The sequence below is a fragment of the Pseudomonas sp. AC193 genome, assembly GCF_979258075.1.
Map to the genome: position 1 here is coordinate 3,616,784 of NZ_OZ409832.1, position 14,003 is coordinate 3,630,786.

The window sequence follows — 14,003 nt, forward strand, 5'->3', positions numbered from 1 at the left end:
CTCAGCCGTTGGGCCCTACTGTCGCAACAATTGTCACTTGCTTGTTGTCCGGTATTTCCTGGTAGGCCAGCACGTGCAATCCAGGGACTGCGAGGCGGCCAAAGCGCGAGAGCATCGCGCGCACCGGGCCTGCTACCAACAGGATCACCGGCTGACCTTGCATCTCCTGACGCTGCGCCGCTTCGATGAGCGAACGTTGCAGCTTCTCGGCCATGCTTGGCTCCAGCAGAACGCCCTCTTCCGAGCCTTGTCCTGCCTTCTGCAGACTATTGAGCAATATCTGTTCCAACCTTGGTTCCAGGGTGATCACAGGCAGCTCGGACTCAGTGCCTACAATGCTTTGGACGATGGCGCGCGATACGCCAACCCGCACCGCAGCCACCAGCGCGGCGGTATCTTGACTCTTGGCGGCGTTGTTGGCGATGGCTTCGGCGATGCTGCGGATGTCACGCACCGGCACGTGTTCGGCCAACAGCGCTTGCAATACTTTAAGCAGTTGCGACAACGAGACCACGCCCGGCACCAGCTCTTCAGCCAGTTTCGGCGAGCTTTTGGCCAGCAATTGCATGAGTTGCTGCACTTCCTCGTGGCCGATCAGCTCACTGGAGTGTTTGTACAGAATCTGGTTCAAGTGCGTCGCGACCACGGTGCTGGCGTCGACCACGGTGTATCCGAGGGACTGTGCCTGCGCGCGCTGGCTGATTTCGATCCACACCGCTTCCAGCCCGAAAGCCGGATCTTTGGCGTTTATGCCGTTAAGCGTGCCGTATACCTGCCCCGGGTTGATCGCCAGTTCGCGATCCGGGTAGATCTCGGCTTCGGCGAGGATCACGCCCATCAGGGTCAAACGGTAGGCGCTTGGCGCCAGATCGAGGTTGTCGCGGATATGCACGGTCGGCATCAGGAAGCCCAGATCCTGCGAGAGCTTCTTGCGCACGCCCTTGATCCGCGCCAGCAATTGCCCGCCCTGATTGCGATCCACCAACGGGATCAAGCGGTAGCCGACTTCCAGACCAATCATGTCGATTGGCGTCACGTCATCCCAGCCCAGCTCCTTGGTTTCCATGGCGCGGGCCGGCGACGGCAGCAGCTCCTGCTGGCGTTTGACCTCTTGCAGCGCTTCAACCTTGGCGACGTTCTGCTTCTTCCAGAACAGGTACGCGCCGCCAGCAGCCAGTGCCGCCATGCTGAGGAACGAGAAGTGCGGCATGCCCGGCACCAGGCCCATCACCGCCATCAAACCGGCCGCCACCGCCAGCGCTTTTGGCGAGGCGAACATCTGGCGATTGATCTGTTTGCCCATGTCTTCCGAACCGGAAGCACGGGTCACCATGATCGCCGCAGCTGTAGATAACAACAGTGATGGCAATTGCGCCACTAAACCGTCACCGATGGTCAGCAAGGCGTAAACCCGGCCGGCATCGCCGAAGCTCATGTTGTGCTGGAAGATACCCACGGCCATGCCGCCGATGAGGTTGATGAACAGAATCAGCAGGCCGGCGATGGCGTCACCGCGCACGAACTTGCTGGCACCGTCCATCGAACCGTAGAACTCAGCCTCTTGGGCGACTTCCTGACGGCGCATCTTCGCCTGGTTCTGATCGATCAAACCGGCGTTGAGGTCGGCGTCGATCGCCATTTGTTTGCCGGGCATCGCGTCGAGGGTGAAGCGTGCGCTCACCTCGGAGATCCGCCCGGCACCCTTGGTCACCACGACGAAGTTGATGATCATCAGGATCGCAAACACCACGATACCGACCACGTAGTTACCGCCGATCACCACCTCACCGAAGGCCTGAATCACCTTACCGGCCGCGGCGTGGCCGTCCTGACCGTGGAGCATCACCACCCGTGTCGAGGCGACGTTCAAGGCCAGTCGCATCAACGTCGCGACCAGCAGAATCGTCGGGAACACCGCGAAATCCAGCGGCCGCAGCGCGTACACGCAGACCAGCAGCACGACAATCGACAACGCAATGTTGAACGTGAAAAACACGTCGAGCAGGAACGGCGGGATCGGCAACATCATCATTGCCAACATGACCAGCAGCAACAACGGCACGCCCAGATTGCCTCGCGAGAGGTCATTCAGGTTTGTGCGGGCACTGTTGATTAACTGAGAGCGATCCACCGGTTTTCCCCGTTCCTTTAAAGCAAACTTTTGACGCCCAGAGCAGGCGCACGGCGGCTATTGCAAGAAGCCTTCCAACTTTTGCCGGGGATTGAAACAGAGGGGTTTGACGAGGGGATTTTCGCTGAGTGGGAGGCCCCCTTCGCGAGCAAGCCCGCTCCCACAGAGGGAATGCATTTCAAGTGTGGGAGCGGGCTTGCTCGCGAAAGCGGTGGCGCAGGCAAAGGAAATGCCGGATTCAACTAGCCTCGTGAATCAGCTCCGCGGCAATATCACCAAACGCTAACTCGCGCCCAATCACATACTGTGTGCCGGTATACATCGGTTTCCCTTCCACCGACACCAACGGCTCCTTGCCATACATCAGCACGACTTTGGTCTCGGGTGACTTGCCCCCTGAATAAATCGGCTCACCTAACAGCAAATTCAGTTGCCACTGAAAATAGATGATCGGCAGATCGCTGATCCGGATCTGCCGACCACCGTCCAATCGAAAATCCCTCCGTGCCGTCACGTGCAACTGCCCGTCAATCACCTCGAAGACCGGCACGCCATAACGATTTTCCAGCCCTCCCGTTGACCACTCCGACATGTAGTACTCCGTGCGGGTGAAAACCTTGAACAGCGCCTCATTCGTGGAGATATTGCCAGCCGCGCCCAATAAATAGTTGTACGCGTAGTGAGAAGCCAAGCCTTCCAGCTCAGGCCGGATCGCATTGAGCGGGTCATCGAGAAAGCCGGGAATATGCAGATTTGCAGCAACTTTAAAGTTGAGAAAGTCCAGACTCAGTTTGAACCTGGCCGAGTAGCCAATCGTTCTTTCGCTGATATTTTCATCCAGTCGAGCGGAGACGAACTCCAGTTTCATCCCCGGAAGATGTTTGTATACGCGCTCTGCCATGATGACTCTCCCTGAACAGATCCGAATATCTCGAACGCTGCCAGGCCCCCTGCCCAAGCGCATCCACGGCGAGACCTCCAACGGGAACATTCCCGGCGTTATGAGTGCGCCTGAAATGGAAAGCCGTCTACTGTCAGAACTGTCAGGTATCGCGGGGGTTCAGACAGACGGTTACCTGGTTTTAATGTAGGAGCGGGCCTGCTCGCGATGGCGGCGTGTCAGGCGACGTAAATGTTGACGGTGCAGACGCCTTCGCGAGCAAGCCCGCTCCCACAGGTTTTGCGTACACCACAAAATTTGATGCTCACCACAAAACCACTGTGGGAGCGGGCTTGCTCGCGAAAAGGCCCGCCCGGCCAACGCAAACTTCAAGAATCGCCACGCAAATGTAGCTTTTAAACACCGCTGTTTAAAAGACACTTCAAGACACGCCTCAAAGGCTACACATCCTTGCGCCTTTGCCTACAGCTAAGCCAGAATCGGCCGGCTTGTGCGCCTTGGGGACGGGTTCTATCGTGGGTCGGTCGCTGATTTTCTCGGTGATCGGGTTTAGCAGCTCGGCAAATCTCAAGACACGCGAGTCCCGCCATTACGTCATGGCGGCTTTGCGTGGGGCACTTCGGTGCGCCGGGATTCTTGAGCCTGGTCTGCTAACCCGCGTACAAGCCGCCACCCTCTTCGTTTAGCAGCGACGGTTGACGGCTCCACTACTCAAGGAGCTTCACTATGATCAAACCAACACCAAACCCACCCGAAACCGATCCCACCTCCCCCTACGAATCACTCGATTCAACAAAGCTCCACGAAGCCGCCGACCGCGCCCTCGATCACTACCTCTTCCCGGGCGCCACGCCACCGCCACGCCGAAACCGCACGATGTACGCCGTCACCGCCGACTTCAAAAACGAAGAGCTATTGGCCAACGCCTGCGAAACCCTCGCCTCGGCAAGAACCATTGCCAATGACTTCGCCAACCTCATACCCGCCTCGCAGCGGAGGACGCTGCTGGGCATCGCGCAACTGATCATGCTCGGCGAACTGGCGGTGAATCGGGCGCTGGATAATCTGGAGTTGCCGCAGTAACAGCACCCCGGTGATCGTTCCCACGCTCTGCGTGGGAATGCCTCAACGGACGCTCCGCGTTCGGTTCTGGAAGGGACGCGGAGCGTCCCGGGCTGCATTCCCACGCGGAGCGTGGGAACGATCAAGATAGAAGTCGCAGGTTTTGGGGGCTGCTGCGCAGCCCATCTGGGATAAATCCCCTCGCCACAGTGATATCAACAATGGCCGGAGTGTCGTTGGGCCAGGAAAAAGATCGCAGCCTTCGGCAGCTCCCACAGGGTTTGCGTACACCACGAAATTTGATGTCAGCGCATAACCACTGTGGGAGCGGGCTTGCTCGCGAAGAGGCCCGCCCAGTCAGCGCAACCCTCAAGAATCGCGGCGCAGATCCGGCGGAATCGGCAGGTCATCCTTGAGCGGATCCGGCCGTTTGCCTTTGCCCGCGCGGTACTGACGGATCTGGTAGACGTACGCCAACACCTGCGCCACCGCCAGATACAACCCCGCCCGGGATTTCCTCGTCGAGCTCAGTCGAGTAGTAGATCGACCGCGCCAACCCCGGCGATTCCAGCAGCATCACGTTATTCGCCACGGCAATCTCACGAATCTTCAATGCCAGGAAGTCACTACCCTTGGCCAGCAGCAACGGCGCGCCACCCTTTTCCGAGTCGTATTTGAGCGCGACGGCGTAGTGCGTCGGGTTGGTGATGACCACGTCGGCGTCGGGAATCGCCGCCATCATCCGTCGCTGGGACATTTCGCGCTGGGTCTGGCGGATGCGCTGTTTGACCTCCGGCCGACCTTCCTGATCCTTGTGCTCGTCGCGCACTTCCTGCTTGGTCATCAACAGTTTTTTGTGCGCTTCCCAGAGCTGCACCGGCACGTCGACGGCGGCGATGATGATCAAGCCGCAGGCCAGCCACAACGTGCTCCAGCCGACCAGCGTCACGCTGTGAATAATCGCTGATTCAAGCGGTTCGTGAGCGATGCGCAGCAGGTCGTCGACGTCGGACATCAACACCATCAGCGCCACGAACAGGGTGATCACAAACTTGGCGAGTGCCTTGAGCAACTCCACCACAGCCTTGAAGGAAAACATGCGCTTGAGGCCGGCGCCCGGGTTCATCCGGCTGAACTTCGGCGCCATGGAGCTGGCCGCGAACAGCCAGCCGCCAAGGGAGATCGGCCCGACCAGCGCGGCAATCAACAGGGTGATCATGATCGGCTGAATCGCCACCAGCGCCATTTTGCCCGACTGCATCATAAAGGCGCCCATGGAGCCCTGATCCATGATCACCTCGCGCGTCAGCGTGAAGTTCAGGCGCATCAGCTCCATCAAGTCCTCGGCCAACATGCCGCCAAACACCAGCAACGCGCCGGCGCCGGCCATCATCACGGCAAGGGTGTTGAGCTCTTTGGAACGGGCAATCTCACCCTTCTCACGGGAGTCCTTTTTCCGTTTCTCCGTGGGGTCTTCTGTTTTGTCCTGACCGCTTTCGCTCTCAGCCATGACTCAGCGCGCCCGTGCCAGTTCGCGTAGCAACTGCAAGGCCTCGGTGGCCAGCGGCTGATACTGATTGAGAATATCCGCCAACCCGACCCAGACAATAAACAGACCGAGCACAAGGGTCAGCGGGAAACCGATGGAGAAAATGTTCAGTTGCGGCGCCGCGCGGGTCATCACGCCGAACGCGATGTTGACCACCAGCAACGCGGTCACCGCCGGCAACACCAGCAGCAACGCCGCGCCAAGTACCCAGCCGAGTTTGCCGGCCAGTTCCCAGTAATGCGCGGTCATCAAACCACTGCCGACCGGCAGTGTGGTGAAGCTTTCAGTCAGGACTTCGAACACTACCAAGTGGCCGTTCATCGACAGGAACAGCAGCGTTACGAGCATGGTGAAGAACTGCCCGATCACCGCCACCGACACGCCGTTGGCCGGGTCGATCATCGAGGCGAAGCCCATGCCCATCTGGATCGCCACAATCTGCCCGGCCACCGCGAACGCTTGGAAGAACAGCTGCAAGGAAAACCCGAGCACAGCGCCGACCAGGATCTGCTCGGCGATCAGCATCAGCCCGCTGAGATCCAGCGGACTCACCGCCGGCATCGGCGGCAGCCCCGGCGTGATCACCACGGTGATCGCCACGGCAAAATACAGGCGTACACGGCGCGGTATCAGCGTGGTGCCGAACACCGGCATGACCATCAACATCGAGGCGACGCGAAACAGCGGCAACATGAACGATGCCACCCAGGAACTGATCTGGGTGTCGGTCAGCTGAAGCAGCGATTGCATGGCTTAGCCGATGACCATCGGGATGTTTTTGTACAACTGGATGATGTATTCCATGAACGTCTGCACGATCCATGGGCCGGCGACGATCAACGTCACCAGCATCACCAGCAGACGCGGCAGGAAGCTCAGGGTCTGTTCGTTGATCTGCGTCGCGGCCTGGAACATCGCCACCAGCAAACCGACCAACAGGCTCGGGATCACCAGAATCGCGACCATCAGCGTGGTCAGCCACAGCGCTTCACGAAAGATATCGACCGCGACTTCCGGCGTCATGGCGAGACACCTCCAAAACTGCTGGCCAGGGTGCCGATGATCAGCGCCCAGCCATCCACCAGCACAAACAGCATGATCTTGAACGGCAACGAAATGATCAGCGGCGACAGCATCATCATACCCATCGCCATCAGCACACTGGCGACGACGAGGTCGATGATCAGGAACGGAATGAAGATCATGAAGCCGATCTGGAACGCGGTCTTAAGCTCAGAGGTGACGAACGCCGGCACCAGAATGGTCAGCGGCGCAGCGTCCGGCGTCGGGATGTCGGTGCGTTTGGACAGGCGCATGAACAGCTCAAGATCGCTGCTGCGGGTTTGCGCGAGCATGAAGTCTTTGATCGGCACTTGAGCTTTTTCCACCGCTTGCTGCGCGGTGAGTGTCTCCGCCAGATACGGCTGCAAGGCATCTTTGTTCACGCGATCGAACACCGGCGCCATGATGAACATGGTCAGGAACAGCGCCATGCCGGTGAGGATCTGGTTCGACGGCGTCTGTTGCAGGCCGAGGGCCTGACGCAGGATCGAGAAGACGATGATGATCCGGGTGAAACTGGTCATCAGAATGACCGCCGCCGGAATAAAGCTCAGCGCGGTCATGATCAGCAGAATCTGCAGACTGACCGAATATTCCTGCGCGCCATCGGCGTTGGTGCCCAGCGTGATCGCCGGGATCGACAACGGATCGGCGGCGAACGCCAGCGGCGCCGCCAGCATCAGGGCCAGCGTCAAGACGATGCGTAGCGCACCCATTACTTCGTATCCTTCTGATCCTTGCCGAGTATCTTCAGCAACTGCTGGGCAAAATCCGGAGTGGCTTTTTCACTGGTGCTCGGCACCGGCACCGGCTCTTTGAGCACGTGCAGCGCGGTGATGGTGCCGGGGCTCAAGCCAAGCAAAATCTGCTCGTTGCCGACCTGCACCAGCATCAAACGGTCACGCGGGCCGAGGGCGCGCGAACCGATCAGTTCGATCACCTGGCCCTTGCCCGCCGGCCCTGCCTGCTGCACACGGCGCAACAGCCAGGCGAGGAAAAAGATAATCCCCAGCACCAGCAGCAAACCGAATACCAGTTGCGTCAATTGCCCGGCAATGCCGCTGTTGACCACCGGCGCGGCGACGGCGGCCGTGGTCGCCACCGGCTCGGCGGCCATTACGCTGATTGGCAGCGCCAGCAGCGCCCAGAGAAACCTTTTCACTCAGCGCAGCTTCTTGATGCGTTCGCTTGGGCTGATCACGTCGGTCAGGCGGATGCCGAACTTCTCGTTGACCACCACCACTTCGCCGTGCGCAATCAGCGTGCCGTTGACCAGCACGTCGAGTGGCTCACCGGCCAGACGATCGAGCTCGATCACCGAACCCTGGTTGAGTTGCAGCAGGTTGCGGATGTTGATGTCGGTACTGCCGACTTCCATCGAAATCGACACCGGAATGTCGAGGATCACATCCAGGTTCGGACCGTCCAGCGTCACCGGATCGTTGTTCTTCGGCACGCTGCCAAACTCTTCCATCGGCAGACGGTTGGAGCTCGCGGCGCCAGCGTCGGCGGCCAGCAGGGCGTCGATGTCAGCCTGGCCGGCATCACCGGTTTCTTCGAGGGCGGCGGCCCATTCATCAGCCAGTGCCTGATCGTCCTGGGCGTTCATATCGTCGTTCATCATGTGTCCTCGGCGGGCAACAATTCAGTTAGTGCAAAAAAGGGGTGTGGCGCCGTTTCAGCGGCGCTCGATCGGCTCAATCACTTGCAACGCGAGGTTGCCTTTGTGCGAGCCCATCTTGACCTTGAAGGCCGGCACGCCATTGGCGCGCATGATCATTTCGTCCGGCATCTCGACCGGGATCACATCGCCGGGCTGCATGTGCAGGATGTCGCGCAGTTTCAACTGACGACGAGCGACGGTGGCACCGATCGGCACGTCGACATCGAGCACGTCCTGACGCAGGGCGTTGACCCAGCGCTCGTCCTGATCGTCGAGATCCGACTGGAAACCGGCGTCGAGCATTTCGCGCACCGGCTCGATCATCGAGTACGGCATGGTCACGTGCAGATCGCCGCCGCCGCCATCGAGTTCGATGTGGAACGTGGAGACCACGATCGCTTCGCTCGGGCCGACGATGTTGGCCATGGCCGGGTTCACTTCCGAGTTGATGTACTCGAAATTGACTTCCATGATCGCCTGCCAGGCTTCCTTCAAATCGACGAAGGCCTGCTCCAGCACCATGCGCACCACGCGCAGTTCGGTCGGGGTGAATTCACGCCCTTCGATCTTGGCGTGACGGCCGTCGCCGCCGAAGAAGTTGTCCACCAGTTTGAACACCAGTTTGGCGTCGAGGATGAACAGCGCGGTGCCGCGCAACGGTTTGATCTTGACCAGGTTGAGGCTGGTCGGTACGTACAGCGAGTGCACGTATTCGCCGAACTTCATCACCTGCACGCCACCGACGGCAACGTCCGCCGAACGGCGCAGCATGTTGAACATGCTGATGCGGGTGTAGCGGGCAAAACGCTCGTTGATCATTTCCAGCGTCGGCATGCGTCCACGGACGATGCGATCCTGGCTGGTCAGGTCGTAGCTTTTGACACTGCCGGGTACGGCAGCGTCATCGGTCTGTACCAGACCATCGTCGACGCCGTGCAACAGCGCGTCGATTTCATCCTGGGACAGCAGATCCTGCACGGCCATGTCGTGTTCCTACTGCAGTACGAAATTAGTGAAAAGCAACTGTTCGATGACCACTTTGCCGAGTTCTTTCTGCGCCACTTCCTGGACGCTGGCGGTGGCCTTCTGGCGCAACATCTCTTGGCCGACCGGTGTCGCCAGTGTGGCGAAATCCTGACCGGAGAAGAGCATCACCAGGTTGTTGCGGATAACCGGCATGTGTACTTTCAGCGCTTCCAGATCGGCCTGATTGCGCCCGAGCATGGTGATGCTCACCTGCATGTAGCGCTGACGGCCGTTCTGGTTGTAGTTGGCAACGAAGGCCGGCGCCATCGGTTCGAAAATCGCCGGTTGTTTGCCGGTCGGGGCGGTTTCAGCCGCAGCCTCTGGTTTGCTCTGGGCACTGTGCATGAAGAACCAGGTCGCCCCCACGGATGCACCAATGGCCAACAGCAACGCGAGCACGATCATGATGATCAGCTTGAGTTTGCCTTTGGTTGCGGGGTCTTTTACTGCTGCAGCTTCGCTCTTCGCCATGCCAATAATCCGTCACTAATCAGGTTTTCACAGTCGCACGGCAAGGCAAGAGCAAGTGTTATGCCAGAAGTGTCGGAGGATTGATCCAGAGAGCACCGCAAAACAAATGTGGGAGCGGGCTTGCTCGCGAAGGCGGTTTAACATTCAACGCATCAGTTGCCTGTCATACCGCCTTCGCGAGCAAGCCCGCTCCCACACTGGATGTGTACAGCCAATAAACGTGTGCGTGAATGATCAGGCGTAATAGTCGACGGCGCTGCTGCCGATCACACTGGTGGTATTGACAGCAACCTCGGCCGCGCTGACCGGGGCAATTTCTTCATCCGCCGAATCCAGACGACCACCGGCCGCGCTGGTGCGCCCGCTCTGCCCCTGCTGCGCCTGTTCCTGACCTTGCTGGCCCTGCCAGCCACGACTCTGGTCGGACACATTAACGTCAACCTGGCCCATGCCCTGCTGCGTGAACATCTCGCGCAGGCGATGCATCTGGCTGTCGAGGGCTTCACGCACGCTCGGATGCGCACTCATGAACGTCACTTGGGTCTGCTGATCCGGCACCAGATTCACGCGGATATCCAGGCGCCCCAGCTCGGCCGGTTGCAACTGAATATCCGCCGCCTTCAGGTTGGCGCTGGACAGGTACATAACGCGGTTGACCACTTCTTCCGTCCAGCCGCTCTGATGCATGGCGATTGGTTGATTCACCGGCACGGCGTTCGCGGTTTTTGGTGTGGCAGCCTGCGTCAACGCAGCGAGACGGTTGGCGAAATCATCAACGCGGGTATCGCTGGTCGCAGTCTTGAGGTCTTTGAGGCCGTCATCGATCAGGCCGCTGAACGCTTTGTCGCCGCCCTGACTGGTGCTGTCCTTGTCGGCTTGCACGTCGAGCATACTGGCCATGCCGGCGGCGAAGTTCTGCGCCGAGGTCAATTCGCCGTCAGCCTGAGCCTGTGCCGAGGTGGTTTTCGGTTGCGCCTGGCTGGCAGCGGAAATATGCCCGCCCTGCTCCATCGCCAAACGCACCGCCGGCATCGAATCGAGCGGATCGGCTGCCGGGTCGAAATCGCTATCGGTCGAGGCCGCCGGGTCTTTGACTGCTGGCAACACGGCGACTGCTGGTGTTTCGGCTTCAGGTTGCGCCGGTGCAGCGGCAACCGGGGCTGGCACCACAGGCGCAGCAACCGGTTGCACGGCGACGGCCAAGGCCGGATCAAGCGCTGGATCAGTCACGCTGGCGTCGGCAACCGGCGTTTGCGCAGGATCGGTAGTGTCATCGCTGGCAGCGGCGTCATCGGCCGCCGCGGATTTGTCGGCAGGCAAGGCATTGCCGCTATCGGCAACCGCCGGAGCCGGGGCGGCAGATTGATCCTCGGCGAGGTCTTTCTTGCCAGCGCTGTCAGCGGCCTTGTCGCGCGCGGTTTTCGCCGGGTTATCGGTGCTGACAACAGGCTTGTTCGCACCCTGATCGGCGAACACTTTGGCGAAGCTGGAGGCTTTATCTACGGGCTCTGCGGCCATCGCCGACGACTTGGCCGAGGCAGCTTGCGCCTTGGCCTGAGCGGCATTCTGAAGAAGGATATTGGGGGTCGCAGGCATGAAACGGTCTCCGCTGCACGGGGCTCGTAAGTACAGTTGAGAAAGTTGACTGCAAGTGCCGGGCCAGTTTCGCCGAACGCTTGAGAAAAGCGTCCGGCGGCCGGTTCAATGAGTATGCGTGTGCTGCCGTTCGCTTTCGTAAACCGGGCGAACGCCATCAAATTCGAGGCTGATTTCAGCGACCAGTTTGACGATTTCAGCGGGACTTTTGTGTCTGGCGTCCGACTCCAGTGCCTGGCACAACTCGGCCAGGCGAACAGCGCCCATGTTGCTCGCGCTGCCCTTCAAGCTGTGAGCGACCTCCGACAGCTTTTCGGCATCGGCGGTCGCTTGCAGCTCCTGCAAGCGACTTTCGGAATCCGTCAGGAAGGTATCCAGCAAATCCGGATAGTTCTCCTCCATGACGTCACGCAAAGTATCGAGTACGTCGCGATCCACATGTGGGTCAGTCACTTGTTCACTCCTTGATCAAGAATTGCGCGGATTATGCCTGAACCTCCCAGAAAAACTCCACGCGGGCACTACGACCTTCGTCCGACCAACTGGCGTTACGCCCCAGTTGCCGCACCAGGCTGACCCCACGTCCCGACAAACGGACATTTTCCAGCGGCCGCTCCATCACCCGCGCCACATCAAAACCCTTGCCGCTGTCTTCAACCCGAATCACCAGACAACCGCCCTGCTCTTGCGGCGTGACCTGCAAATGCACGCGCACGTAGCCGTCCTGCAATGCTTCCAGCCGCGTGTTGCGTTGTTCGTAATAGCGCGCGAATCCCGCCGCATCACGCTTGAGACTGGAATCGAGACCGAGCACGCCATGTTCCAGCGCATTGGAGTACAACTCGGCGAGCACGCTGTACAACGCGCCGCTCTGCCCGCGCAGGCCATGCACTTCCAGCAGCAACTGCAACAGGTACGGCAAAGGGTTGAAGCGCTTGAGCGTGGCACCGCGAAACTCGAAACTCACTGACCAATCGAGCGGGCATGACTGGCCGCTGTCGGAATACACCGGAGCCGTTGGTTTGAGCTGCGCCGGCGCAAGCAGGCTGACTTCAACCATGCTGACATCGTCGCGCGCCTCGCCACGAAAATCCCGCAGCGCCTGCTCGATGTCCTCGAACAACCGGTCAGGCTCACGATTGGCGGCAAACACTTGCTGCAAGCGCTCGACACCGAACAGCTGATCATTGGCATCGCTGGTATCGATGACGCCGTCGGACAGCAGAAACACCCTATCATCGACGGCCATCGCATGCACTTCGGTGCTGTCATCAAAGGCCTGCGCGCTCAACACGCCGAGCGGTAAATGCCGTGCTTTCAGCGGAACCCGCTCACCCGTCGCGAGCCGGTGCAGATAACCGTCAGGCATGCCGCCGTTCCACACTTCCACCGAGCGCCGCAGCGAACTCAGGCACAGCAACGTGGCGCAGCAGAACATGTCGACCGGCAGGATGCGTTTGAGCTTCGCGTTCATCTCGCGCAGGGTTTCCGCCAGGCCGTAGCCCTTGGCGGTCATCCCGTAAAACACTTCGGCAAGCGGCATAGCGCCCACCGCTGCCGGCAACCCATGGCCGGTGAAATCGCCGAGCAGCACATGCATATCACCCGCCGGGGTGTACGCCGCCAACAGCAGGTCGCCGTTGAACAGCGCGTAAGGCGATTGCAAGTAACGAATGTTCGGCGCGCTGAGACAACCGGAGTGCGCGACCTTGTCGAACACCGCTTTGGCCACGCGCTGCTCGTTGAGCAGGTAATCGTGGTGTTTGGCGATCAGGTCGCGTTGCTGCAACACGGTGTCTTGCAGGCGGCGCAAGCGATCCATCGCCTTGATTTTGGCGGCGAGAATGATCTGGTTATAGGGCTTCGCCAGAAAGTCGTCGCCGCCCGCCTCCAGGCAACGCACCAGTGCTTCACTTTCGCTGAGCGAGGTCAGGAAGATGATCGGCACCAGCGTTTCGCCCGCCAGCAGTTTGATCTGCCGCGCCGCTTCGAAGCCGTCCATCACCGGCATCATCGCGTCCATCAGCACCAGTTGCGGCTGCTGCTGACGGAACAGTTCGACCGCTTCGGCACCGTTGGCGGCCGCCAGCACTTCGTGGCCCTGACGGCGGACAATGGTCGACAACAACAGGCGATCAGCGGCGCTGTCTTCGGCGATCAGAATGGTCAGCGGCTCTTGCGCCTGCATGGCCGTCACGTGATGTCGAAGAGTTTGTCGAAATTGGAGATGGCGAGGATTTTGCGCACGTCGGAGTTGGGGTTGACCACCCGAATATCCGAATCATCACCTCCCGCGTGATCACGCAGGAGCAGCAGCATCCCGAGCGCGGAACTGTCCAGATAAGTGGTCTCTTTCAGATCCAGCTCGTAGGAGTTTGGCTCGGGGTCGACCCGTTCATAGGAATTGCGAAATTCCTGATGTTTGCCGAAATCGAATCGGCCTTTGACCGAGATTCTGAGCTTTTTCCCATCCGGTGAGACTTCTGCAACGACTGACATTGACTGGCTTCCTTGTCATTGACGAACGTGTACAAGGTTTAGC

The 14,003-nt window shown here is 59.8% G+C and carries 14 protein-coding genes and 1 pseudogene; 1 reads left to right on the plus strand and 14 read right to left on the minus strand.

Annotated elements, in window-relative coordinates; genetic code table 11:
• Window position 1: 1 nt before the first annotated feature.
• Both flhA and ACZZ0D_RS16305 read right to left on the minus strand, forming a co-directional pair.
• Window positions 2–2,131 carry a flagellar biosynthesis protein FlhA gene (flhA, locus tag ACZZ0D_RS16300; RefSeq protein WP_282353828.1) on the minus strand — a complete coding sequence of 710 codons (2,130 nt, stop codon included), beginning with the start codon at window positions 2,129–2,131 and terminating at the stop codon, window positions 2–4.
• Window positions 2,132–2,369: 238 nt separating this feature from the next.
• Window positions 2,370–3,032: a hypothetical protein gene (locus ACZZ0D_RS16305; protein WP_463553773.1), complete on the minus strand. Its 663-nt coding sequence runs from the start codon at window positions 3,030–3,032 to the stop codon at window positions 2,370–2,372.
• Window positions 3,033–3,758: 726 nt separating this feature from the next.
• On the opposite strand from ACZZ0D_RS16305, the gene ACZZ0D_RS16310 reads away from it, so the two are divergent.
• Entirely contained in the window at window positions 3,759–4,115 is a 357-nt protein-coding gene (locus ACZZ0D_RS16310) for a DUF6124 family protein (RefSeq protein WP_053118390.1), read from the plus strand.
• Window positions 4,116–4,463: 348 nt separating this feature from the next.
• Here ACZZ0D_RS16310 and flhB read toward each other — a convergent pair.
• The 12 genes and pseudogenes from flhB to ACZZ0D_RS16370 all read right to left on the minus strand — a co-directional run bounded on the left by flhB (window position 4,464) and on the right by ACZZ0D_RS16370 (window position 13,960).
• Window positions 4,464–5,604, minus strand: a pseudogene (gene flhB / locus ACZZ0D_RS16315) (flagellar biosynthesis protein FlhB).
• 3 nt (window positions 5,605–5,607) lie between these two features.
• Window positions 5,608–6,393, minus strand: a complete 786-nt coding sequence (fliR, locus tag ACZZ0D_RS16320) for a flagellar biosynthetic protein FliR (RefSeq protein ID WP_053118386.1) — start codon at window positions 6,391–6,393, stop codon at window positions 5,608–5,610.
• Window positions 6,394–6,396: 3 nt separating this feature from the next.
• Window positions 6,397–6,666, minus strand: a complete 270-nt coding sequence (gene fliQ / locus ACZZ0D_RS16325; protein ID WP_053118383.1) for a flagellar biosynthesis protein FliQ — start codon at window positions 6,664–6,666, stop codon at window positions 6,397–6,399.
• Entirely contained in the window at window positions 6,663–7,421 is a 759-nt protein-coding gene (gene fliP / locus ACZZ0D_RS16330) for a flagellar type III secretion system pore protein FliP (RefSeq protein WP_053118381.1), read from the minus strand. The genes fliQ and fliP overlap by 4 nt, the downstream gene beginning before the upstream one ends.
• The gene (fliO, locus tag ACZZ0D_RS16335) at window positions 7,421–7,867 is read right to left on the minus strand and encodes a flagellar biosynthetic protein FliO (protein ID WP_053118379.1); all 447 of its coding nucleotides are present in this window, start codon (window positions 7,865–7,867) and stop codon (window positions 7,421–7,423) included. The genes fliP and fliO overlap by 1 nt, the downstream gene beginning before the upstream one ends.
• Entirely contained in the window at window positions 7,868–8,326 is a 459-nt protein-coding gene (fliN, locus tag ACZZ0D_RS16340; protein WP_053118377.1) for a flagellar motor switch protein FliN, read from the minus strand. It lies immediately after the preceding gene.
• 57 nt (window positions 8,327–8,383) lie between these two features.
• Window positions 8,384–9,352: a flagellar motor switch protein FliM gene (fliM, locus tag ACZZ0D_RS16345; RefSeq protein WP_053118375.1), complete on the minus strand. Its 969-nt coding sequence runs from the start codon at window positions 9,350–9,352 to the stop codon at window positions 8,384–8,386.
• 9 nt (window positions 9,353–9,361) lie between these two features.
• On the minus strand, window positions 9,362–9,865 hold the full coding sequence (gene fliL, locus ACZZ0D_RS16350) for a flagellar basal body-associated protein FliL (RefSeq protein ID WP_053118371.1): 504 nt from the start codon (window positions 9,863–9,865) through the stop codon (window positions 9,362–9,364).
• 234 nt (window positions 9,866–10,099) lie between these two features.
• Window positions 10,100–11,461, minus strand: a complete 1,362-nt coding sequence (locus tag ACZZ0D_RS16355) for a flagellar hook-length control protein FliK (protein WP_463553774.1) — start codon at window positions 11,459–11,461, stop codon at window positions 10,100–10,102.
• A gap of 105 nt (window positions 11,462–11,566) precedes the next feature.
• Window positions 11,567–11,914 (minus strand): Hpt domain-containing protein, encoded by a 348-nt coding sequence (locus tag ACZZ0D_RS16360; RefSeq protein WP_053118368.1) that lies wholly within the window; start codon window positions 11,912–11,914, stop codon window positions 11,567–11,569.
• 31 nt (window positions 11,915–11,945) lie between these two features.
• Window positions 11,946–13,649: an ATP-binding SpoIIE family protein phosphatase gene (locus ACZZ0D_RS16365; RefSeq protein WP_400650101.1), complete on the minus strand. Its 1,704-nt coding sequence runs from the start codon at window positions 13,647–13,649 to the stop codon at window positions 11,946–11,948.
• Window positions 13,650–13,654: 5 nt separating this feature from the next.
• A complete protein-coding gene (locus ACZZ0D_RS16370) occupies window positions 13,655–13,960 on the minus strand; it encodes an STAS domain-containing protein (protein WP_159812646.1) in 306 nt (101 codons plus the stop codon).
• Window positions 13,961–14,003: the final 43 nt, after the last annotated feature.

Excerpts from the sequence above, each read along its gene's own strand:
- ACZZ0D_RS16305 (WP_463553773.1), bottom strand. The coding sequence starts at position 3,032 with ATGGCAGAGCGCGTATACAAACATCTTCCGGGGATGAAACTGGAGTTC.
- ACZZ0D_RS16310 (WP_053118390.1), top strand. The coding sequence starts at position 3,759 with ATGATCAAACCAACACCAAACCCACCCGAAACCGATCCCACCTCCCCC.
- fliR (WP_053118386.1), bottom strand. The coding sequence starts at position 6,393 with ATGCAATCGCTGCTTCAGCTGACCGACACCCAGATCAGTTCCTGGGTG.
- fliQ (WP_053118383.1), bottom strand. The coding sequence starts at position 6,666 with ATGACGCCGGAAGTCGCGGTCGATATCTTTCGTGAAGCGCTGTGGCTG.
- fliP (WP_053118381.1), bottom strand. The coding sequence starts at position 7,421 with ATGGGTGCGCTACGCATCGTCTTGACGCTGGCCCTGATGCTGGCGGCG.
- fliN (WP_053118377.1), bottom strand. The coding sequence starts at position 8,326 with ATGAACGACGATATGAACGCCCAGGACGATCAGGCACTGGCTGATGAA.
- fliM (WP_053118375.1), bottom strand. The coding sequence starts at position 9,352 with ATGGCCGTGCAGGATCTGCTGTCCCAGGATGAAATCGACGCGCTGTTG.
- fliL (WP_053118371.1), bottom strand. The coding sequence starts at position 9,865 with ATGGCGAAGAGCGAAGCTGCAGCAGTAAAAGACCCCGCAACCAAAGGC.
- ACZZ0D_RS16355 (WP_463553774.1), bottom strand. The coding sequence starts at position 11,461 with ATGCCTGCGACCCCCAATATCCTTCTTCAGAATGCCGCTCAGGCCAAG.
- ACZZ0D_RS16365 (WP_400650101.1), bottom strand. The coding sequence starts at position 13,649 with ATGCAGGCGCAAGAGCCGCTGACCATTCTGATCGCCGAAGACAGCGCC.
- ACZZ0D_RS16370 (WP_159812646.1), bottom strand. The coding sequence starts at position 13,960 with ATGTCAGTCGTTGCAGAAGTCTCACCGGATGGGAAAAAGCTCAGAATC.